Origin of the sequence: Peteryoungia rhizophila (assembly GCF_004912145.1) — a bacterium.
Classification (GTDB): Bacteria; Pseudomonadota; Alphaproteobacteria; order Rhizobiales; family Rhizobiaceae; genus Allorhizobium; species Allorhizobium rhizophilum.
On record NZ_STGT01000005.1, the window covers coordinates 409666 to 430350 of the forward strand.

General features: G+C 58.2%; 22 protein-coding genes. 15 read left to right on the top strand and 7 right to left on the bottom strand.

The window, feature by feature from the left end; genetic code table 11:
• Positions 1 to 15 precede the first annotated feature (15 nt).
• The 4 genes from mnmE to hemE form a co-directional block, all read right to left on the bottom strand.
• Positions 16 to 1344: a tRNA uridine-5-carboxymethylaminomethyl(34) synthesis GTPase MnmE gene (mnmE, locus tag E9677_RS20935; protein ID WP_136559989.1), complete on the bottom strand. Its 1329-nt coding sequence runs from the start codon at positions 1342 to 1344 to the stop codon at positions 16 to 18.
• Between the two features lie 51 nt (positions 1345 to 1395).
• The gene (gene rho, locus E9677_RS20940; protein WP_110791477.1) at positions 1396 to 2661 is read right to left on the bottom strand and encodes a transcription termination factor Rho; all 1266 of its coding nucleotides are present in this window, start codon (positions 2659 to 2661) and stop codon (positions 1396 to 1398) included.
• A gap of 194 nt (positions 2662 to 2855) precedes the next feature.
• Positions 2856 to 3392, bottom strand: a complete 537-nt coding sequence (gene hemJ, locus E9677_RS20945; RefSeq protein WP_136559990.1) for a protoporphyrinogen oxidase HemJ — start codon at positions 3390 to 3392, stop codon at positions 2856 to 2858.
• A 4-nt stretch (positions 3393 to 3396) separates the two neighbouring features.
• Positions 3397 to 4428: a uroporphyrinogen decarboxylase gene (hemE, locus tag E9677_RS20950; RefSeq protein WP_136559991.1), complete on the bottom strand. Its 1032-nt coding sequence runs from the start codon at positions 4426 to 4428 to the stop codon at positions 3397 to 3399.
• A 404-nt stretch (positions 4429 to 4832) separates the two neighbouring features.
• Here hemE and E9677_RS20955 point away from each other — a divergent pair, with 404 nt between their 5' ends.
• Genes E9677_RS20955 through dnaQ form a run of 5 tightly spaced genes read left to right on the top strand, consistent with a single transcriptional unit; the run spans position 4833 to position 8436 of the window.
• A complete protein-coding gene (locus tag E9677_RS20955) occupies positions 4833 to 5654 on the top strand; it encodes a pyruvate, water dikinase regulatory protein (RefSeq protein ID WP_136559992.1) in 822 nt (273 codons plus the stop codon).
• A 33-nt stretch (positions 5655 to 5687) separates the two neighbouring features.
• Entirely contained in the window at positions 5688 to 6287 is a 600-nt protein-coding gene (locus E9677_RS20960) for a Maf family protein (protein WP_136559993.1), read from the top strand.
• Positions 6280 to 7140: a shikimate dehydrogenase gene (locus E9677_RS20965; protein ID WP_136559994.1), complete on the top strand. Its 861-nt coding sequence runs from the start codon at positions 6280 to 6282 to the stop codon at positions 7138 to 7140. The genes E9677_RS20960 and E9677_RS20965 overlap by 8 nt, the downstream gene beginning before the upstream one ends.
• Complete coding sequence (gene coaE, locus E9677_RS20970) at positions 7137 to 7742, top strand: dephospho-CoA kinase (RefSeq protein WP_136559995.1); 606 nt, start codon at positions 7137 to 7139, stop codon at positions 7740 to 7742. The genes E9677_RS20965 and coaE overlap by 4 nt, the downstream gene beginning before the upstream one ends.
• Positions 7735 to 8436, top strand: a complete 702-nt coding sequence (gene dnaQ, locus E9677_RS20975) for a DNA polymerase III subunit epsilon (protein WP_136559996.1) — start codon at positions 7735 to 7737, stop codon at positions 8434 to 8436. The genes coaE and dnaQ overlap by 8 nt, the downstream gene beginning before the upstream one ends.
• 51 nt (positions 8437 to 8487) lie before the next feature.
• On the opposite strand, the gene secB is transcribed toward dnaQ, so the two are convergent.
• Complete coding sequence (gene secB, locus E9677_RS20980; RefSeq protein ID WP_136559997.1) at positions 8488 to 8964, bottom strand: protein-export chaperone SecB; 477 nt, start codon at positions 8962 to 8964, stop codon at positions 8488 to 8490.
• An 89-nt stretch (positions 8965 to 9053) separates the two neighbouring features.
• A complete protein-coding gene (locus E9677_RS20985; RefSeq protein ID WP_136559998.1) occupies positions 9054 to 9557 on the bottom strand; it encodes an FxsA family protein in 504 nt (167 codons plus the stop codon).
• A gap of 148 nt (positions 9558 to 9705) precedes the next feature.
• Between E9677_RS20985 and E9677_RS20990 the strand changes: the two genes are divergently transcribed.
• The 5 genes from E9677_RS20990 (at position 9706) to gyrB (ending at position 15019) form a co-directional block, all read left to right on the top strand.
• The gene (locus E9677_RS20990; RefSeq protein ID WP_136560056.1) at positions 9706 to 10404 is read left to right on the top strand and encodes a Tim44/TimA family putative adaptor protein; all 699 of its coding nucleotides are present in this window, start codon (positions 9706 to 9708) and stop codon (positions 10402 to 10404) included.
• Entirely contained in the window at positions 10401 to 11519 is a 1119-nt protein-coding gene (gene mltA / locus E9677_RS20995; RefSeq protein WP_136559999.1) for a murein transglycosylase A, read from the top strand. The genes E9677_RS20990 and mltA overlap by 4 nt, the downstream gene beginning before the upstream one ends.
• Positions 11520 to 12080: a Smr/MutS family protein gene (locus E9677_RS21000; protein ID WP_136560000.1), complete on the top strand. Its 561-nt coding sequence runs from the start codon at positions 11520 to 11522 to the stop codon at positions 12078 to 12080.
• The gene (locus tag E9677_RS21005) at positions 12077 to 12442 is read left to right on the top strand and encodes a helix-turn-helix domain-containing protein (RefSeq protein WP_136560001.1); all 366 of its coding nucleotides are present in this window, start codon (positions 12077 to 12079) and stop codon (positions 12440 to 12442) included. The genes E9677_RS21000 and E9677_RS21005 overlap by 4 nt, the downstream gene beginning before the upstream one ends.
• Positions 12443 to 12583: 141 nt before the next feature.
• Positions 12584 to 15019: a DNA topoisomerase (ATP-hydrolyzing) subunit B gene (gene gyrB / locus E9677_RS21010; RefSeq protein ID WP_136560002.1), complete on the top strand. Its 2436-nt coding sequence runs from the start codon at positions 12584 to 12586 to the stop codon at positions 15017 to 15019.
• A gap of 116 nt (positions 15020 to 15135) precedes the next feature.
• Here gyrB and E9677_RS21015 read toward each other — a convergent pair whose 3' ends face one another.
• Positions 15136 to 15726, bottom strand: a complete 591-nt coding sequence (locus E9677_RS21015) for a nitroreductase family protein (RefSeq protein WP_136560003.1) — start codon at positions 15724 to 15726, stop codon at positions 15136 to 15138.
• Between the two features lie 280 nt (positions 15727 to 16006).
• On the opposite strand from E9677_RS21015, the gene E9677_RS21020 reads away from it, so the two are divergent.
• The 5 genes from E9677_RS21020 (at position 16007) to trpB (ending at position 20684) form a co-directional block, all read left to right on the top strand.
• Complete coding sequence (locus E9677_RS21020) at positions 16007 to 17290, top strand: polyhydroxyalkanoate depolymerase (RefSeq protein WP_136560004.1); 1284 nt, start codon at positions 16007 to 16009, stop codon at positions 17288 to 17290.
• A 143-nt stretch (positions 17291 to 17433) separates the two neighbouring features.
• Entirely contained in the window at positions 17434 to 17865 is a 432-nt protein-coding gene (locus E9677_RS21025; protein ID WP_136560057.1) for a DUF2852 domain-containing protein, read from the top strand.
• A gap of 96 nt (positions 17866 to 17961) precedes the next feature.
• The gene (locus E9677_RS21030) at positions 17962 to 18720 is read left to right on the top strand and encodes a M48 family metallopeptidase (protein WP_136560058.1); all 759 of its coding nucleotides are present in this window, start codon (positions 17962 to 17964) and stop codon (positions 18718 to 18720) included.
• Between the two features lie 72 nt (positions 18721 to 18792).
• Entirely contained in the window at positions 18793 to 19467 is a 675-nt protein-coding gene (locus tag E9677_RS21035; RefSeq protein ID WP_136560005.1) for a phosphoribosylanthranilate isomerase, read from the top strand.
• Positions 19464 to 20684 carry a tryptophan synthase subunit beta gene (gene trpB / locus E9677_RS21040; protein WP_136560006.1) on the top strand — a complete coding sequence of 407 codons (1221 nt, stop codon included), beginning with the start codon at positions 19464 to 19466 and terminating at the stop codon, positions 20682 to 20684. The genes E9677_RS21035 and trpB overlap by 4 nt, the downstream gene beginning before the upstream one ends.
• Position 20685 lies beyond the last annotated feature (1 nt).

A 20685-nucleotide genomic window follows, 5' to 3' on the forward strand; every position in this document is an offset into this window, starting at 1 on the left:
CCTGTTTCACGTGAATCACTTGCCGACGCAGAATTCAGAAAAGATTTTACCCAGAAGCGTTTCGGTATCGATTCGACCCGTCACCCGCGCAAGTTCACTGGATGCGAGCCGTAAATCCTCGGCGCGAAGCTCCAAAGGCTTCATCCGCTCAGTTAATGCGTCGTTCAAGTAAGACGACGCTGCCTGGAGGCGTTCTGCATGCCTCAAGCGGCTCGGAATTGCAAGGCTTCCCAAGTTCGTGCTGCGCTTGACCGCATCGACAAGATGATGGCGCAGCGTTCCTAATCCATGACCGGTAACCGAGGAAACGCCGAATGAGAACGGCACCGAATCAGTTTGTTCTCGCAGCTCTGCCAAGTCCAGTTTCGTCCCGATCCGCACGGCACCAGGAACAACCTCCTGCGTATCAGCCTTTCCATCCGACAGATCGACCAACTGGAGGACCAGATCGGCTTGGTTGATCGTACGATACGCCCGCTTGATGCCCTCCTGCTCCACTGGGTCTTCAGTGTCCCGGAGCCCCGCAGTGTCGAAAATTTCAACTTTGTAGCCTTCAATGTCGAGCTCGCATCGAACGATGTCACGCGTAGTGCCTGCAATCGGTGTCACAATGGCCACATCCCTCTGCGCCAGTGCGTTCATGAGGCTCGATTTGCCGGCATTAGGTGGGCCGGCCAGAGCAACCTTGAACCCATCTCGAATGATCTCACCGGCCTTCAGATTGGCGATAGCTTCGTCGATTTGGCTCTTGAGAACTGCAACATCCTTCCAGATCACCTCAGACACGGAACCGGGTATGTCACCTTCGTCGCTAAAGTCGAGTTCGGCCTCAAGCATCGAACGGGCGAAGATCAGCTTCTCTCTCCATTCATCGTAGACCGCCGAGAGCTTTCCATTGGCCTGTTCACTTGCCAGCCGGCGCTGCATTTCCGTCTCAGCCGCCAGAAGGTCCGCCAATCCCTCCACCTCAACGAGGTCCATTTTTCCATTCTCGAATGCTCGGCGCGAGAATTCACCGGCCTCCGCAAGTCTGCTACCAGGGAATCCGGCTAAAGATCGAAGAACGGCTGTCACGACAGCCCTGCCTCCATGGAGATGAAGCTCGGCGCAATCTTCCCCCGTGAACGAGGATGGTCCCGGAAATATGAGGACAAGCCCGCGATCCAGAAATTCGCCGTCCCGCGTTCGTACGCTGCGTAGGGCAGCATAGCGTGCAGTCGGAATCTCACCGATTAGAGCTTGGACGATAGGGAATGAAGCCGGCCCGCTGATCCTGATGACAGCAACGCCGGCTGGAAGAGCTCCGGAGGCCAGAGCGAAGATGGTTTCAGTTTGAGTGCTCATGCGATCACTCCACAGCCGCCACCGTGTCCGGGAGAAGCAATCTCCCGATGGTTAGGTGTTCATGGAGTCGAAGAAGTCGCCATTGTTCTTCGTCTGCTTGAGCTTGTCGATAAGGAACTCGATGGCGTCGGTCGTTCCCATTGGCGCCAGAATACGACGCAGGACAAAGATCTTCTGCAGATCCTGACGTGGAACAAGAAGGTCTTCCTTGCGGGTGCCAGACTTGAGAATATCCATGGACGGGAAGATGCGCTTGTCCGCGACCTTGCGATCGAGCACGATTTCCGAGTTACCGGTGCCCTTGAACTCTTCAAAGATGACTTCGTCCATACGGCTGCCTGTATCGATCAGCGCGGTCGCAATGATCGTCAGCGAGCCGCCTTCCTCGATGTTACGCGCGGCACCGAAGAAACGCTTCGGACGCTGCAGGGCGTTCGCATCGACACCACCAGTCAAGACCTTGCCGGAGGAAGGAACAACGGTGTTGTAGGCGCGGCCAAGACGCGTGATCGAATCCAGCAGAATGACGACGTCACGACCGTGTTCGACCAGGCGCTTGGCCTTCTCGATGACCATTTCCGCCACTTGCACATGCCGTACAGCGGGTTCGTCAAAGGTCGACGATACAACCTCGCCCTTCACTGAACGCTGCATGTCGGTGACTTCTTCCGGACGCTCGTCGATCAGCAGAACGATGAGGTAGCATTCTGGATGATTGGCCGTAATAGAATGCGCGATATTCTGCAGGAGAACGGTCTTGCCGGTACGCGGCGGTGCGACGATCAGGCCGCGCTGACCCTTGCCGAGCGGTGCCACGAGGTCGATCACGCGGGCCGACAAATCCTTGGACGTTGGAACATCCAGTTCCATCTTGAACCGCTCATTGGGATAAAGCGGCGTCAGGTTGTCGAAGTGGACCTTGTGGCGGATCTTCTCGGGATCTTCGAAATTGATCGTGTTCACCTTGAGGAGGGCAAAATAGCGTTCGCCTTCCTTCGGCCCACGGATCGGACCTTCAACCGTGTCGCCCGTCTTCAGCGAGAAGCGGCGGATCTGAGACGGTGAAATGTAGATATCGTCCGGACCGGGCAGGTAGTTGGCATTGGCGGAGCGCAAAAAGCCGAAGCCATCCTGAAGAACTTCCACGACGCCTTCGCCGATGATCTCCACGTCCTGGCTCGCCAGCATTTTGAGGATCGCAAACATGAGCTCCTGCTTGCGCATCGTGCTCGCGTTTTCGACTTCGAGCGATTCGGCAAAGGTCAGGAGATCGGTCGGCGATTTGCTTTTGAGTTCTTGTAGCTTCATTTCAGCCATGAAGAGGGGACCACGTCAGATAGATTTTTAAGGGGAACGGCGAGCTGGTTGAATTCGGTACGATCGCGAAGGCCGCAAATGACTGAATAATACGCAAGCCAATAGAGGAGGTGGCGCGAAAATAGCGACTCCGGGATTCGACCGCAAGCGAAAAGCCAGTTCCGGTGAAAATAAAGCACCAAGACCCGAAAGACTCAGAAGGGTTTCACCACGGCGAGAACAACGATGACGATCATCAGCAGGGTGGGCGCCTCGTTCATCATGCGCCAGAAGCGCGGTGTACGGATGTATTCACCGCGGCCGAACGACTTCACGGCCTTGGCAAAATAGCCATGCACGCCGGACAGCGCAATCACTGCCGCGATCTTCGCATGAAGCCAGCCGCCCTGAAACCCGAAGACCTGCCAGGCGAGATAGAGCCCGAATGCCCAGGATACGACCATCGCCGGGTTCATGATCACCTTCATCAACCGCTCTTCCATGACGGCGAAGGTTTGCGCTTGCGCGGACGACGGATCACAATCGCAGTGATAGATGAACAGGCGCGGCAGGTAGAGCATGCCGGCCATCCATGAAATGATCGCGATGATGTGCAGGGCCTTGATCCAGGGATAGGCCTGGTCTGGGCCGGCCAGCATAATCGCGCCACCGACAATCACGAAAAAGGCGAGGGCAGTCGCCGCCTTTTTCGCGGCTCGTGCGCCGGGATGGGTATCGATCTGCTTTTCCATCATCTCACCGGACGTTTCGCACCTGGTTCACCAGATCGGTGACATGGGCGGGATCGGCTTGCGGCGTGATCCCATGACCGAGATTGAAGATCAGTGGCCCCTGGCCCAGGGCCTGAAGGATAGCATCTATCCCGTCTCGAAGCGGAACCCCGCCGGCAACCACACGCATTGGATCGAGATTGCCCTGCACAGGCCCATCCTTCTGCAGCTCAGCGGCAAAGCTCAGCGGAACGGACCAGTCCAGCCCGATTGCATCGGCATTAGTATCCTGACGGTAGCGTTTCAGCAGTATCCCGGCTCCCTTGGCAAAGGCGATCACCTTTGCCTGAGGCCTCCGCGCCCGGACAGAAGCGATGATCCGTCGGACCGGCTTCACGGCGAAAGCTTCGAATTCGGTTTCTCCGAGGACACCCGCCCAGGAATCGAAGATCTGCACCGCGTCGGCGCCAGCATCGATTTGCGCAACGAGGTAGTCGGCAGAAATTTCGGCAAGGATGTCGAGTAGCCGTTGAAAGGCTTCGGGATGACGATAGGCGAAAAGGCGGGCAGGTGCCTGATCAGGCGTTCCATGTCCCGCGATCATGTAAGTCGCAACCGTCCAGGGCGCCCCGCAGAAACCCAGCAAGGTCGTTTCCTGTGGAAGCTCCGAGCGGAGCCGCGACACTGTCTCCATGACAGGCTTCAGGTGATCGAGCACACCGTCAGCTGACAATCCATAAATCCCGTCCGGGTCGATGGGATCCATCTGCGGACCATGCCCCTCCGTGAAAGTCACATTGCGCTTCAAGGCGTCCGGAATGACGAGGATGTCGGAAAACAGGATCGCCGCATCGAAGCCATAGCGGCGGATCGGTTGAAGCGTGACCTCTGTCGCGAATTCCGGCGAATAACAGAGATCCAGGAAACTCCCGGCCTTCTTCCGCGTTTCCCGGTACTCGGGAAGATAGCGGCCCGCCTGCCGCATGAGCCAGATCGGAGGCGGACTGACCGTCTTCCCATTCAGAACATCCAGGATTTTACGGTTCGGCGTGCTCAAGGCTCAAGCCCTTTCAATAAAGAAAAGAGATATTGAATCTTCTTCTATTTCTAAGAGTCTCTGACTATCAAGGATTAATCCTGGATCACAGCTTGTTCCTGCCAAGCGAGAATCTCTCGCCTCTGATAGGATAATCAAGGCTCAGAATGGGGATAATGGGGACAACTCGAAATTAACCCGAGATTCCAAGCTCTTCGCTACCGGTCGATGAATTCATTAACTGGGCATCATGAGTCGATAGCTGCGTGCTTAACGACCGCCATCACCACAATTCACAGGGTGCGGTAATCCTACGCCCCCAATGGTCGGATTGTGGATAAATTGGCACTTTTCCTCTTGCTCCCGGCGACCTGCCGCCGCTACCTCTGTTTATCCCAATCTATCAACAGGGTACGGAGAACATCGTGGAGAACCGGAAAAACTTCTTCCATCTCCACCTGATATCTGACTCGACCGGGGAGACTCTGATCTCGGCCGGCCGTGCGGCGGCGGCGCAATTCCGCGGATCGAATGCGATTGAACACGTTTATCCGCTCATCCGTAGCAAAAAGCAGATCAAGGCACTGATCGAAGCGATTGATCGCGAACCCGGGATCGTTCTTTACACGATCGTTGATCACGACCTTGCCGCACTCATCGAGACCGGTTGCCACGAGCTCGGCTTGCCCTGTGTGAATGTACTCGCGCCGATCATCGAGAAGTTCCAGGCCTATCTGGGAGCACCGTCGCGGGGGAGGATGGGCGCACAGCACGTCCTGAACGCGGATTATTTCGCGCGCATCGAGGCTCTGAATTTCACCATGGATCATGACGATGGCCAGGCGCCGGAGGACTATGACCAGGCTGACGTCGTCATCATCGGCATCAGCCGTACATCGAAGACGCCGACCAGCATCTATCTGGCAAACAGGGGTATCAAGACCGCAAACCTGCCGATCGTGCCAGGCATGCCTGTGCCAGACTCGCTGCTCACGGCCAAGCGACCGCTGATCGTCGGTTTGATCGCAACATCGGATCGCATCTCGCAGGTCCGCGAAAATCGGATACTCGGCGCCACCCCGGGTTATGACCGAAGCGAGTATGTCGATCGCGCCTCCATCACCGAGGAGCTTAAATATGCGCGGTCACTTTGTGCGCGCAACAATTGGCCCGTGATCGATGTAACGCGCCGCTCGATAGAAGAGACGGCCGCCGCCATCGTTGCTCTCCGCCCCAAGCCGCGCTAAGCGAGAGAAATTGCCATCACGAAGGTTTCCATCATGGGATCACCCTTGATTCTTGCGTCGGGTAGCATGGCCCGCCAGACGCTCTTGAAAAATGCCGGTCTAGAATTTGTTGCCGTTCCGGCATCGATTGACGAGCGTGCAATCGAAGAACGAATGCCGGCGGCGAACCGAGATCCGGTCACGATCGCAAGGCATCTGGCGATCGCCAAGGCGACAGCCGTATCACGCGAGTACTCCGGCGCCGTTGTCATAGGTTGCGACCAGACGATGTCACTCGGCCCGAGGATCTTTCACAAGGCGACCTCCATCGACGAGGCCAGGGAGACACTCGAAAGTCTGCGTGGACAGGCGCATTTTCTCAATAGCGCCGTCTGCCTCGTTCAGGATGGCCGAGTGCTCTGGAGCGAGGTGTCGCGCGCTTGCATGCAGGTCCGCGATTTCTCTGATGCATTTTTGGCCGGCTATCTTGAAAGGAACGGCCCGGAAATCTTGTCCAGCGTTGGGTGTTATCAGCTGGAAGGGGAGGGCGTTCAGCTTTTCGATGCCATCGCCGGTGATTACTTCACTATTTTGGGTTTGCCGCTTCTTCCGCTCCTTGCCGCCCTTCGGCAACATGGAATTAACCATGCGTGATTCACGTGAAACAATTTCTCCCCGTGCTTTTGTCGCCGGCTACCCGATCAAGCATTCCCGCTCTCCTCTTATCCATGGTCATTGGCTCGCCAAGTACGGACTAGATGGGTCCTATGACAAGATCGCAATCACCCCTGGCGAATTTCCGGAATTCATCGCCAATCTGAAAACGGAGGCTTCTCCTTATCGTGGGGGAAACATCACGATCCCACACAAGGAAGCCGCTTGCCTTCTCGCTGACCAGGTCGATCCCCTCGCAGAAGAGCTCGGCGCCGCAAATACCCTCTGGCGTGAAGGGGGCCGCCTTCACGCCACGAACACCGACGGCATTGGCTTCCTTGCCAATCTCGACGCGCGCCAGCCAGGATGGGATCGAGCCCAAAGGGCTGTAATCCTAGGAGCGGGAGGTGCAAGCCGTGCCGTTCTTCAGGCATTGCGTGATCGCGGAATCGCGGAAATCCATGTCGTCAACCGCACCCTGGAGCGCGCCCGCGAACTCGTGGATCGCTTCGGTGCGCCGCTTGAAGCTCACGGGATGAACTCGTTGCCTTCACTGCTCGATGGCGCAGGCCTCTTCGTGAATACGACTTCCCTTGGCATGGATGGGGCTGAGGCTCCGCAGCTCCCGTTCGATCGGATGATGAGTGATGCGCTCGTCACGGACATTGTCTATGTCCCATTGAAGACACCCTTTCTGCTTCAGGCTGAGCAGGTGGGATTGAGCACCGTCGACGGGCTCGGAATGTTGCTGCACCAGGCGGCACCGGGATTCGAGAAATGGTTCGGCCGAATGCCCGAGGTGACCGAGGAGTTACGGAACCTCATTATCGCGGACATCGAGGACCATGCATGATCGTCATTGGACTGACCGGATCCATCGGGATGGGAAAATCGACCACGGCGGGGCTCTTCGCTGACGAAGGCGTTCCAGTCAACGATGCCGACAAGGTCGTTCATGACCTCTACCGCAACGAAGCGGTGAAACCGATCTCCGAAGTTTTTCCGAACACCATCGTAGGAGGAGTGGTGGATCGCCAGTTGTTATCCCAGAATCTGGCGAAGAATCCGGCTAACTTCAAACTACTCGAGGAAATTGTTCATCCCTTGGTGCGTGATCGAGAAAAGCGCTTTCTCGATCACCACCGCGAGCAAGGCACGCCCGTCGTGGTTCTGGATATTCCGCTCCTGTTCGAAACCGGAGGAGAAGTGCGAATGGACAAAATCGTCGTCGTCAGTTGTGCACCCGAGATCCAGAGACAGCGCGTGCTCTCCCGACCGAGGATGACGCAGGATAAATTCGAGACCATTCTCGCACGTCAAATGCCGGATGCAGAGAAACGCGCGCGTGCAGACTATGTGATCGACACGGGTCAAGGGATTGACAGCGCGCGCGCGCAGGTGAGATCCATCCTCAACGAATTGAGCAAACAGTCAGGCTCGGCAAATCATGCGTGAAGTCATCTTCGATACGGAAACCACGGGCCTCGACAACAAGGCGGACCGCGTCATCGAAATCGGTGGCATCGAACTGCTCAACCACTTCCCGACGGGTCGCACTTTTCATGTCTACATCAATCCAGGCGACCGCAAGGTTCACCCGGACGCGCTCGCGGTCCATGGCATCACGGATGAGTTCCTGAAGGACAAGCCGGTCTTTGCGAACATCGTCGCAGATCTGCAGGAGTTCTTCGAAGGCGCCAAGTGGATCGCTCACAATGCCACGTTCGACATGGGGTTTATCAACGCAGAATTCGACCGACTTTCGATTCCGCCAGTGCCGTCTGACTTGGTGATCGATACGCTCTCACTCGCGCGCCGCAAGCATCCGATGGGTCCCAATTCTCTGGACGCCCTGTGCCGTCGTTATGGCATCGACAATTCGCACCGCACGAAACACGGCGCATTGCTCGACTCCGAACTGCTGGCGGAAGTCTACATCGAGATGCTCGGAGGTCGGCAGGCCGCTTTGGGTTTGACCTCGGTCGATACTCGGCGAAACCAGTCCGTCGAGATGACCGACATCGTGGAGATCAGCTACGAGAGGCCACGATCCTTGCCACCGCGCCTCTCGGCCATTGAAGTCGAAGGCCACGCCAAGCTCGTCGCACGCCTGAAAGATAGGGCGATCTGGTCCAAATACAGCGCGTGAAAAAGGGCCCGGTTAGGGCCCTTTCCACATCGATGCTCGGACGTCGAGAAATTAGTTGGGAACTGCCTGGTTCTTCGCGCGCGACTGCTCTTCGGAAACGCGTTGGGCGAACATCTGAGCAAAGTCGATCGGGTCGATCATCAGCGGCGGGAAGCCGCCATTGCGCGTGGCATCGGCAATGATCTGACGAGCGAACGGGAAGAGGAGACGCGGGCACTCGATGAAGAGAACCGGCAGCATGTGCTCCTGCGGAAAACCGGCGATCCGGAATACGCCGCCATAGACCAGCTCGGTCACGAAGACGACCTTGTCACCGTCCTTGGCTTCCGCATTCAGGGTCAGCACGACATCGAAGTCGTTGTCCGAGAGCGGGTTGGCGTTAACATTGACATTGATGTTGATGGCCGGCGCCTTGTCCCGCGCCTGAAGCGACCGCGGTGCACCCGGATTTTCAAACGAGAAATCCTTGATGTACTGGGCGAGAATGTTGAGGGACGGAGATGTCGTTCCCTGATTGTTGTCGGCCATAGGGCGTGTCCTTGAAGATGAAATGCTAAGGCCATCTAACATTTGAACCTTCACCTTACAACCCTGAGGCCGGCAAGGGTCGCGCTGCGTCAGTTACGGCCGATCCGTGGACCGTGCCAAGGGGAGTCGGGGTTTTTCGAGTTTGGGCCGGGCTCTCGCTGAAACTCGTCGTCATCGAGGTCGACGACATTGTCGTCCGCCGGCCGTGCTGTGCGAAAACCACCATTCGCAAATGTGCTGCTCACCACGATCCGCGGCTTGATCATGCGCCAGGCCAAGTCCCTTACGAATGGCAGGAAGAGCAGAATGCCGATGATGTCCCCGAAGAATCCGGGCACGATGAGCAGGAAGGCTGCAACGGCCAGCAGTGCCGCATGAACCAGTTCCCGTCCCGGATCGACACCCTTCTGAGCCTCGCTCTGCAGCCGGCGAAGGATGCCCGCACCCTGGAAGCGCAGAAGAACCACGCCTGCCACGCCTGACAGCACGATGAGCCCGAGTGTTGGCAGCACACCAATTGCTTGACCGACGATGATGAAACTCGCGATTTCAACGAGCGGTGCGATGAGAAAGAGCACCAGGGGTAGGCGCATAGATGACTCCAAACGCCATTGTGATCCGGATATCGCAAGAGTCGGCGCACACTCGCTGCAAAGAATGCGTCTCGCCATTTGAATGATGCGGCGCTGCAGACTATATGGGAGATTGAAAAAACAAATTCAATCAAGCCTGGCGGTATTCATGGGATCTAGCGATTTCGTTACATTATTCTTCCTGGTCGCCGCGGTGCTGATCTTTTTCCAGCTTCGCAGCGTTCTGGGTCGACGCACGGGCAACGAAAAGCAGCCCTTCGATCCACTTGCACAGCGTGATCTGCCGAAGGGTGCCGCTCGTGACGACGGCAAGGTGGTCACGCTGCCGCGCCGTGAAGATGCAACAGGTGAAGAACGCTTCAGCGCGGTCGACGCATATGCGCCTGCCGGCACAGTCTTGAACGATCAGCTTCGCGAACTTCTGCGTCACGATCCGAGCTTCAATCCGAAGGAGTTCCTGAATGGTGCGAAGATCGCTTACGAGATGATTGTCATGGCCTACGCGGACGCCGATCGGAAAACGCTGAAAGGCCTCCTCTCCCGCGAAGTCTTTGAAGGCTTTGAAAGCGCGATTGCAGATCGCGAAAGCAGGGGTGAAACGGTGAAGTCGACCTTCGTTGGTATCGAGAAGTCCGAAATCACTCAGGCTTCCGCGCGCGACAACGAGGAGCAGGTGACGGTTCGCATCGTCAGCCAGTTGATCACGGCGACCTACGATAAGGACGGCACGATCATCGATGGTGACGCGGAGGCTGTGGCTGAGGTCAATGACGTCTGGACTTTCGCGCGCGACGTTCGCTCCCGCGATCCGAACTGGAAGCTGATCGCGACCGAAGCGGAACAATGAGCGAGGCCGGTTCCGCGTTTCGCCTGAGGCCGGTCTCATTCGAAGACCTGCCGGGCTGGAGGCTCGACGATCCCTCATCTCTCTGGGCTGCCATGACCGACTGCAGGAATTACCTGCAGTCGGTCAAACCATATAAGGCGGGCGCACTGGGGCTCACCGCAGAAGACCTTGCACCGCTGCTGGAACGCGCAAGCCGAGCCTCGCCACGCGATGCCAGAGAGGCACGGTCTTTCTTCGAACGAGAGACCCGACCTTTCCGCATCGAACCCAACAATACCCGATCAGGTGTCGTTACAGCCTTCTACGAGCCGGAGGTGGCCGTCAGTGATGCGCAGGATGACCGGTATCGCCATCCAATCTATCGCCGCCCCCTGGACCTGGTGGATGTAACTGAAACCAATCGACCGGCTGATCTCGATCCGACCTATGCCTTCGCCATGCAGACGGATGAGGGGCTTGTGCCTTATCCGGACCGGCGAGCGATCGATCAGGGCTGGCTCGAGGGCAGGCGTCTCGAGATCGCCTGGGCTCGCTCGAAGGTCGATGTCTTTTTTGCCCATGTCCAGGGCGCCGCCCGCTTGCGATATCCGGACGGTCGGCTTCGGCGGATAACCTATGCCGCGAAGGCCGGGCACCCTTTCTCGGGCATCGGCCGTCTCCTGATCGATCTGGGTGAGATCCCGGAGACGAAGATCTCGATGCAGTCGATCCGGACCTGGCTGGGTGAACACCCCGAGAGGATCGATGAAATCCTGTGGCACAACAGGTCCTACATCTTCTTTCGGGAAGCCGAAGTGGAGGATCTGTCGCGCGGGCCGATTGCCGCCGCGAAAGTGCCTCTGATTGCAGGGCGGTCTCTCGCAATCGATCGCCAGATCCATACCTTCGGATTTCCCTTCTTCATCCATGCGAGAGGCCTGACCCATATGGATGGCGGGCGTGAATTCGCACGCACCATGCTGGCGCTCGACACGGGGTCCGCGATCGTCGGGCCGGCCCGCGGCGATATCTTTACGGGGTCTGGAGATGAGGCCGGCGAATTGGCCGGTGCCGTGCACAATCAGGCGGATTTCTATATACTGATCCCGAAGCAGGCGGCAGAGAGGTTTGTCTGAGTGTCGGGTGGACCAAAGCTCAATCCGGAAGATCGCATCCTCTGGGGCAAGGTCGCGCGTTCGACCCGTCCCATGCCTGGGCGTATGGAAGAACTGCTGGGCTTCGAGGAGCAGTTCGCGACGCCCGCCGAAGAGAAGCAAGTGCCTGCTCTGAGCCGGGCCGCCCTGTCGTCTCCCACAAACAGCAGCGAAGCCGATCGTAAACCGGCAGCGCATATCCATCATCCTCTGGAAAAGCCCGTCAAGCGCAAGCTCTCTCGCGGTCATCTGGCGCTGGAAGCTCGTATCGACCTCCATGGTCTGATCCAGAGTGAGGCGCATGGTATGCTCCTCGACTTCCTGATCCGCGCCCATGAGCGCGGGCTGAGACATGTTCTGGTCATCACGGGCAAAGGCAGTTCGCTCGGCAGCGAGGGCGCGCTGAAGCGTGCGGTACCCCTTTGGTTCGCCATGCCGGAATTTCGTTTCATCATCTCGTCCTACGAACCGGCCGGCCGTCAGCACGGCGGGGAGGGCGCCCTCTATGTGCGGCTCTCCCGTCGCGGGCAGGACCGTCGATGACACCCTTCGGTAGTGCTTTACGGGAATTGCGGGAGCGCAAGGGTGTATCCCAGAAGGAGATGGCAGCGGCCATCGGCGTGTCGCCGGCCTATCTATCGGCCTTGGAGCACGGCAAGCGCGGCCTACCGAACTTCGACTTCCTGCAGCGCGTGGCCGGATACTTCAACATCATCTGGGATGAGGCCGAGGAACTCTTCTCGACCGCCGGTCGGTCTGATCCCCGCGTCGTCTTGGATACTTCCGGAATGAAGCCCGAGTATACCGCCTTTGCCAATGATCTGGCCAAGCTGATTCGCCAGCTACCTCCAGATGTGATACGAGAAATGCAGGATATCCTGGATACCGCCAAAAAACGGCCGTGATGGGCTTGAAATGCCCTCTATATCCACGAGAAACAACGCCCTTGCCTTTGGAACTCAGGCCAAAACCCCTATAGTCGGGCCACTTGAAGCTGCTGATTCGAATCAGCCGGGCCTTTGAGAATTGACTGGAAAGATTGCTGAATGACCGACTTGCCGATCGTGGAAAATGATGCACCGGCCGAATATGGCGCAGACTCGATCAAGGTTCTGAAGGGACTGGACGCCGTCCGAAAGCGCCCCGGCATGTATATCGGTGACACGGACGACGGCTCCGGCCTGCATCACATGGTCTACGAAGTCGTCGACAATGCGATCGACGAGGCTCTGGCGGGCCATGCCGATATCGTCACTGTGACGCTGAATGCTGACGGCTCGGTCACCGTGACCGACAACGGTCGCGGCATCCCGACGGACATCCACACCGGCGAAGGTGTGTCCGCTGCCGAAGTCATCATGACGCAGCTCCATGCGGGCGGCAAATTCGACCAGAATTCCTACAAGGTCTCCGGCGGTCTGCACGGCGTTGGCGTTTCGGTCGTCAACGCGCTTTCGGTCAAGCTCATTCTGAAAATCCGCCGCAATAACAAGCTGCACGAGATCACTTTCACCCACGGCGTGGCCGATGGGCCGCTAAAGGTGATCGGTGAATATGAAGGTCGTTCGGGAACGGAAGTGACCTTCCTTCCCAGCACCGAGACCTTCACCAATGTGGATTTCGAGTATGGTATACTGGAGCATCGCCTTCGCGAACTTGCATTCCTGAATTCCGGTGTTCGCATTCTGCTGACCGACAAGCGCAAGTCAGACATCCGCCAGGAAGAAATGCTCTACGATGGCGGTCTGGAAGCCTTCGTCCGCTATCTCGATCGCTCGAAGAAGCCGCTGGTAGATAGGCCAGTCGCCATCAAGGGCGAGAAAGACGGCATCACTGTCGAAGTCGCCATGTGGTGGAACGACAGCTACCATGAGAACGTCCTCTGCTTCACCAACAATATTCCCCAGCGCGACGGCGGCACGCATATGGCCGGTTTTCGTGGCGCACTGACCCGTCAGGTGACCTCCTATGCCGATCGCTCCGGCATCACCAAAAAGGAGAAGGTAAGCCTACAGGGTGAAGACTGCCGCGAAGGTCTGACGGCTGTGCTGTCGGTCAAGGTTCCCGACCCGAAGTTCTCGTCCCAGACCAAGGATAAGCTGGTTTCCTCCGAAGTGCGCCCGGTCGTCGAAAACCTCGTCAATGAAGCGCTCAGCACCTGGTTCGAGGAGCATCCGACGGAAGCGAAGATCCTTGTCGGCAAAGTAGTCGAGGCCGCAGTCGCTCGTGAAGCCGCGCGCAAGGCGCGTGAACTGACCCGGCGCAAGGGCGCCCTCGATATCGCGTCGCTACCGGGCAAACTCGCCGACTGCTCTGAGCGCGATCCGGCCAAGTCCGAACTCTTCCTCGTCGAGGGTGACTCAGCAGGTGGTTCCGCAAAGCAGGGCCGTTCCCGCGAAAACCAGGCAATCCTCCCGCTGCGAGGCAAGATCTTGAACGTCGAGCGTGCACGCTTCGACAAGATGCTGTCGAGTCAGGAAATCGGCACGCTGATCACCGCTTTGGGTACATCGATCGGCAAGGATGAATTCAACGCCGACAAGCTGCGCTACCACAAGATCATCATCATGACAGATGCTGACGTCGACGGTGCCCATATCAGAACCCTGCTGCTCACCTTCTTCTTCCGCCAGATGCCGGAACTGATCGAGCGCGGCCATCTCTACATCGCGCAGCCGCCGCTCTATAAGGTAGCCCGCGGCAAGTCCGTTCAGTATCTGAAGGACGAAAAGGCACTCGAAGATTACCTGATTACCATGGGCCTCGAGGAAGCCACCCTGACGCTGGCCAATGGCGAGGTCCGTGCCGGACCGGACCTGCGAGAGGTGATCCAGGATGCGCTGCGTCTGCGCTCGCTGATCGACGGCCTACATTCCCGCTATAGCCGCAACGTCATCGAACAGGCGGCCATCGCTGGGGCCCTCAATCCGGAACTGACCGGAAATCGCCAGCAGGCCGAGGCTACCGCAGCTCTGGTTGCGAGCCGCCTCGATATGATCGCAGAAGAGACGGAGCGGGGCTGGCAGGGCTTCGTCACCGACGAAGGTGGCTTGCGCTTCGAGCGCATTGTCCGTGGTGTCAAGGAAGTTGCGTCGGTCGATGTGGCGCTGATTGGCTCCGCCGACGCCCGCCACATGGACCAGATGTCGGCACGCCTGCGTGAGATCTATTCCGAACCGCCGGTTCTGACCCGCAAGGACGGCCGAAGCGAGATGTCGGGACCGCGCGCGCTTTTGGACTCGATTTTCGCCACCGGTCGCAAGGGCCTGTCGATGCAGCGATACAAGGGTCTCGGCGAAATGAACGCCGAGCAGCTCTGGGAAACCACGCTCGATCCGAATGTTCGTTCGCTGCTGCAGGTCAAGGTCAATGATGCGACCGACGCCGATGGCTTGTTCTCGCGCCTGATGGGCGACGAAGTCGAGCCGCGGCGTGAGTTCATTCAGGAAAACGCCCTGAGCGTCGCCAACCTCGATATCTGATCCACTTCACATCGAACAAAATGGGGCCGCTTCGAGTGAAGCGGCCCTTTCTTTTTCAACAGACTTTACCGGCGGCATGGTTAACGTGATTCACGTGAAACGATGAACGCGTCAGTTCAGAAGCGGCCCTCGAAGGCGACTTCGGCCAGAGGCTTGCGATCGTTCGGAGCTTCCCTCGAACGTAGGCCTTCGGGCAGGGCCTCCTTGTCTCCGGGCTTGCCGATGGCGACCACCGCATTCACATGAAATCCTTCCGGTGCGCCCAGTTCAGAAAGCGCACGGTCGAAACTGAACCCCGTCATCGCATGGGCGAAATAGCCCGACTTGATCGCCTGAAGCGAAAGAAGCCCCCAGGCGGCACCCGCATCGAAACTATGGCTGCGATAGGACTTGGGTTCCGACCCGTCTGCAGGCCGGCTCAGCGTGTCCGAGAAAACGAAGACCAGCGCAGACGCGTTCTTTGCCCAGCCCTGATTGAACTCGATCAGGATGTCGAGAAACTTATCGAACTCGGCCGTACCCTTCAGCGCATAAACGAACCGCCAAGGCTGATAGTTGAACGCGGACGGCGCCCAGTGGGCTGCATCGAGAATCGTCAGCAGATCTTCCTTGGGCATGACGCTGCCGTCGAAGGCACGCGGCGACCATCGATCGAGAAAGATCGGATCGACATTGTATTCGGATGTACGGTTGTTGCTGGAGGTCATGATGTTCCTTCATTCGTGTCTTGGGATGACGTTTGGGAACAAACAGCAAATCGCAAGCCTCGGAAAGGGTAGGGGATGCAAAATCGGGTGAACACTGTGATTGCTGATTAACCGAGTGCTGAGGGTGGAACTTTAAGCCTTGTTGGTCATCATCATAGGCAGGCAATTGACAACAGGCTGCGATGGCCGAGGAGAAATCCGGGCTTTTGCAATGCACAAAGTCTGTTAGTCTAGCGAATGAACGCAGACCAGTTTGGTCTGAGGCAGAGGTATCGACCCCATGTTCTATCAGCTCTACGAACTCAACCACGCTTTCATGGCACCGTTCCGGGCAAGCGCTGACGCGATGAACCTCGCTTGGAAAAACCCCCTGAACCCATGGTCGCACACTGTCGTTGGGCGTACTTTCTCCGCAGGTTTCGAGGTTTTCGAACGTGTGACACGCCGATACGGCAAGCCGGCCTTCGGTCTCCCGACGACGACGGTCGATGGGGAGAGTGTTAGGGTCGAGGAAGAGATCGTCTGGCGCAAACCTTTCTGCGACATGATCCACTTCAAGCGTCACCTGCCGGCCGGCGCTGACAAGGGTCCGCGCATCCTGATTGTGGCGCCCATGTCCGGCCACTATGCAACATTGTTGCGCGGTACGGTGGAAGCATTGCTCCCAAGCGCCGATGTCTACATCAGCGACTGGATCGATGCCCGCATGGTGCCGGTGACCGAGGGTGACTTCGACCTGGATGACTACATCGACTACGTCATCGACATGCTTCACCACCTTGGGCCGGACACGCACGTCGTCGCCGTTTGTCAGCCATCCGTACCCGTTCTGGCCGCTGTCGCCGTGATGGAAGCTGACGGAGACACCTGTGCTCCGGCATCGATGACACTCATGGGCGGTCCGATCGACACCCGCATCAACCCGACGGCCGTCAATCAGCTGGCACAAGACAAGCCGCTCGAATGGTTCCGCGACAATGTCATCATGCAGGTGCCGTGGCCGCAGCCGGGCGTCATGCGCGCCGTATATCCGGGCTTCCTTCAGCTGTCGGGCTTCATGTCGATGAACCTCGATAGGCACATGGTCGCCCACAAGGAATTCTACATGCACCTCGTCAAGAATGACGGGGAACCCGCCGAGAAACATCGCGACTTCTATGACGAATACCTGGCGGTAATGGACCTGACGGCGGAATTCTATCTGCAAACGGTCGACACCGTCTTCATCAAGCATTCCTTGCCGAAGGGTGAGATGATGCATCGTGACAAGCGGGTCGACACATCCGCAATCCGCAATGTCGCGCTTCTGACTGTGGAAGGCGAAAACGACGATATCTCCGGTCTTGGCCAGACGAAGGCGGCGCAGACCATCTGCACGAACATTCCCGAGCACATGCGTCTGCACTACATGCAGCCCGATGTCGGGCACTACGGCGTCTTCAACGGTTCGCGTTTCCGTCGCGAGATCGCTCCGCGCATCGTCCAGTTTGCCAAGACCCACACGAAGAACGTCAAGGCGGCAACGCCTGTGAAGCGTGTCATCAAGGGTGGCAAGGCCAACTGATACTTCGTCGTTTCGAATTTAAGCAGCGGATTCAGTCGGTTCTCCGATTGGGTCCGCTTTTTTCTTGAAGGGCAGGGCTCCATTTCCCACATCGAAACCATCGGACAGCATTCCGTTGTCCGCGCAAAACGAGGTTATCGATGATGAACCAGTCAGCACTGCTCCGGCCGGATTGGACTCCGGCAACCGTCGCTCTGATGGTGCTCGGCTTCATGGTCTTCTGGCCGCTCGGTCTGGCCATGCTTGCCTATATCCTGTTCGGTGAGAAGTTCCAGAACTTCAAGCGCGAAGCCAATCAGAAAGCCGATAGCGCTTTCGCCTGGTGCCGCACGAACAGCTATACCGCTGCCAGCCCGACCGGCAATGTCGCCTTCGACGACTGGCGCAAGGCAGAACTCGAGCGTCTTGATGAAGAGCGTCGCCGTCTCGACGAGATGCGCGCTGAATTCGACAACTACGCCCGCGAGCTGCGCCGGGCGAAGGATCAGGAAGAATTCGACCGCTTCATGCGTGACCGCCAGCAGATGAAGACTGCAGGTGAAGCGGGTCCAACCCAGGGCTTCACCGGCAACTGATGTGCCGGGTACTCACGAGATGAAATGGAGGTCGGCGCCTGCGCGCCGGCCTTTTTTAATGCGCGACCCCACGACGAATCGGCTAAAACACGGATCATGTTTCCCCTGCTGAAAAAGCTCACACCCCAGAGAGCCCCGGCGATCCGGCTGGAGCGCGCGATTGCCGTCGATGGACAGTCCGTCCCTTTGACCATCCGCAAGAATATCCGCGCGACCCGCATCACTCTGCGGATCGAGCCCGGTGGTCGTGCCCTGAAGATGACCATTCCGCCGGGATTACGCGAACGGGATATCGACGACTTTCTCGACCGTCATCAAGGCTGGCTCAGCACCAAGCTCAAGCGGCAGAAACCGGCTGGAAGCATTGAGGATGGTGGAGAAATCATGCTGCGCGGTGTTCCCCATCGCATTATCCATACCGGGCAGGTCAGGGGGCTCACCCAATCGATCGACAGCGAGATAGGCTATGTGCTGAGCGTCAGCGGCCTTGAGGATCACCTGCCCCGTCGTGTCGCTGATTTCCTCAAGAAAGAAGCGCGCCATGACCTCGAGCGGCTCGTTGCTCTTCATGCCGGCAATGTCGGCAAGCCGGTCAAGAGCATGACCCTCAAGGATACCCGCAGCCGCTGGGGCTCGTGTTCCTGGGATGGCAAGCTCAGCTTCTCGTGGCGCATCGTCATGGCGCCGCCTTTGGTGATTGACTATCTCGCCGCGCATGAGGTCGCGCATTTGCGCGAGATGAACCACGGCCCGGCCTTCTGGGCACTCTGTAAAGAGCTTTGCCCCCAGATGGATGAGGCCAAGGCCTGGCTGAAGCGCCACGGCTCGGCCCTCCACGCCATCGACTTCGCTTAAGCGATCCGCGACCATTCAGCCTTTGTCGCAAATTGGCTCGACTCTTTTTTGATTTCGTGCGACTTCGCTGCCATGAGACCCGATATCAAGATCTGCGGACTGAAGACGCCGGAGGCGGTCGATCGTGCGGCTGCTCGCGGCGCGAGCCATATTGGCTTTATCTTCTTCGAAAAGAGCCCGCGCAATATCGAACCGGATATTGCAGGTACGCTCGCCGACCGTGTTCGCGGCCGGGTCAAGAGCGTCGCGGTGACTGTTGATGCCGACAATGACGATCTTGACGAAATCATCGCGCTGATGCGCCCCGATATCCTACAGTTCCATGGCCACGAGACCCCTGAGCGCCTGCTGACGGTAAAGGCCGTGACCGGGCTGCCCATCATGAAGGCTTTTTCTATTCGTGATGCCGATGACCTTAAGCGTATCGAGCCCTATATTGGTATCGCCGATCGTTTCCTTTTTGACGCAAAGCCGCCGTTGGGATCCGACTTGCCGGGCGGCAACGGTGTCACCTTCGATTGGCGTCTGCTGCGTTCGCTTGACGACAGCGTGGATTACATGCTTTCCGGAGGCCTGAACAAGGCCAATCTCGCAGAGGCCCTGCGCGAAACCGGAGCCCGGGCGATCGATGTGTCGTCTGGCGTGGAATCCGCCCCGGGCGTCAAGGATCTTCAGATGATGGACGAGTTTTTTGCGGCAGTTGCCGAGGCAAGTCGAGCACAGCCGGTTTCAGGGAGTGTCAAGTGAACCAGTCACCGAAACCTAATTCCTTCCGTGAAGGTCCCGACGAAGACGGCCGTTTCGGCATCTTTGGTGGCCGTTTCGTCGCCGAGACGCTGATGCCGCTGATCCTCGATTTGCAGGCGGAATGGGAAAAGGCGAAGACGGATCCGGAATTCCAGGCGGAACTGGCGCATCTCAACACCCACTATACCGGTCGTCCGAGCCCGCTCTATTATGCAGAGCGTCTGACGGAAGAACTCGGTGGCGCGAAGATCTATTTCAAGCGCGACGAGCTCAACCACACCGGTTCGCACAAGATCAACAACTGCCTCGGCCAGATCTTGCTCGCCAAGCGCATGGGCAAGACCCGTATCATCGCCGAAACAGGCGCTGGCCAGCATGGCGTGGCATCAGCCACGGTTGCGGCTCGTTTCGGCATTCCTTGCGTCGTCTACATGGGCGCGACCGACGTCGAGCGCCAGGCGCCGAACGTTTTCCGCATGAAGCTGCTCGGTGCCGAGGTGAAGCCGGTAACCTCTGGCCATGGCACCCTCAAGGACGCCATGAACGAGGCGTTGCGCGACTGGGTCACCAATGTCGACGACACCTATTACATGATCGGCACGGCAGCCGGCCCGCATCCCTATCCGGAAATGGTCCGAGACTTCCAGTCGGTGATCGGCCGCGAAACCCGCGAGCAGATGATGGCAGCTGAAGGCCGTCTTCCGGACATGCTGATTGCTGCCGTCGGAGGTGGATCGAACGCGATCGGCCTCTTCCATCCCTTCCTGGATGACGAGAGTGTCCGCATCGTTGGCGTCGAAGCCGGTGGGAAGGGTCTCGAAGGCGAGGAGCACTGCGCTTCGCTGACCGCAGGTACGCCCGGCGTCCTGCATGGAAACCGCACCTATCTGCTGCAGGATGGCGACGGCCAGATCAAGGAAGGTCACTCGATCTCCGCCGGCCTCGATTATCCTGGTATCGGCCCCGAGCATTCCTGGCTCAAGGACATGGGGCGCGTCGAGTATGTTCCGATCAAGGACGACGAGGCGCTCGCCGCCTTCCAGCTGCTGACCCGCACCGAAGGTATCATCCCGGCGCTCGAGCCGAGCCATGCACTCGCCGAAGTCATCAAGCGTGCGCCTGGCATGGACAAGGACCAGATCATCGTGATGAACCTCTGCGGCCGCGGCGACAAGGACATCTTCACTGTCGGCAAGATTCTCGGTATGGGGCTCTGAT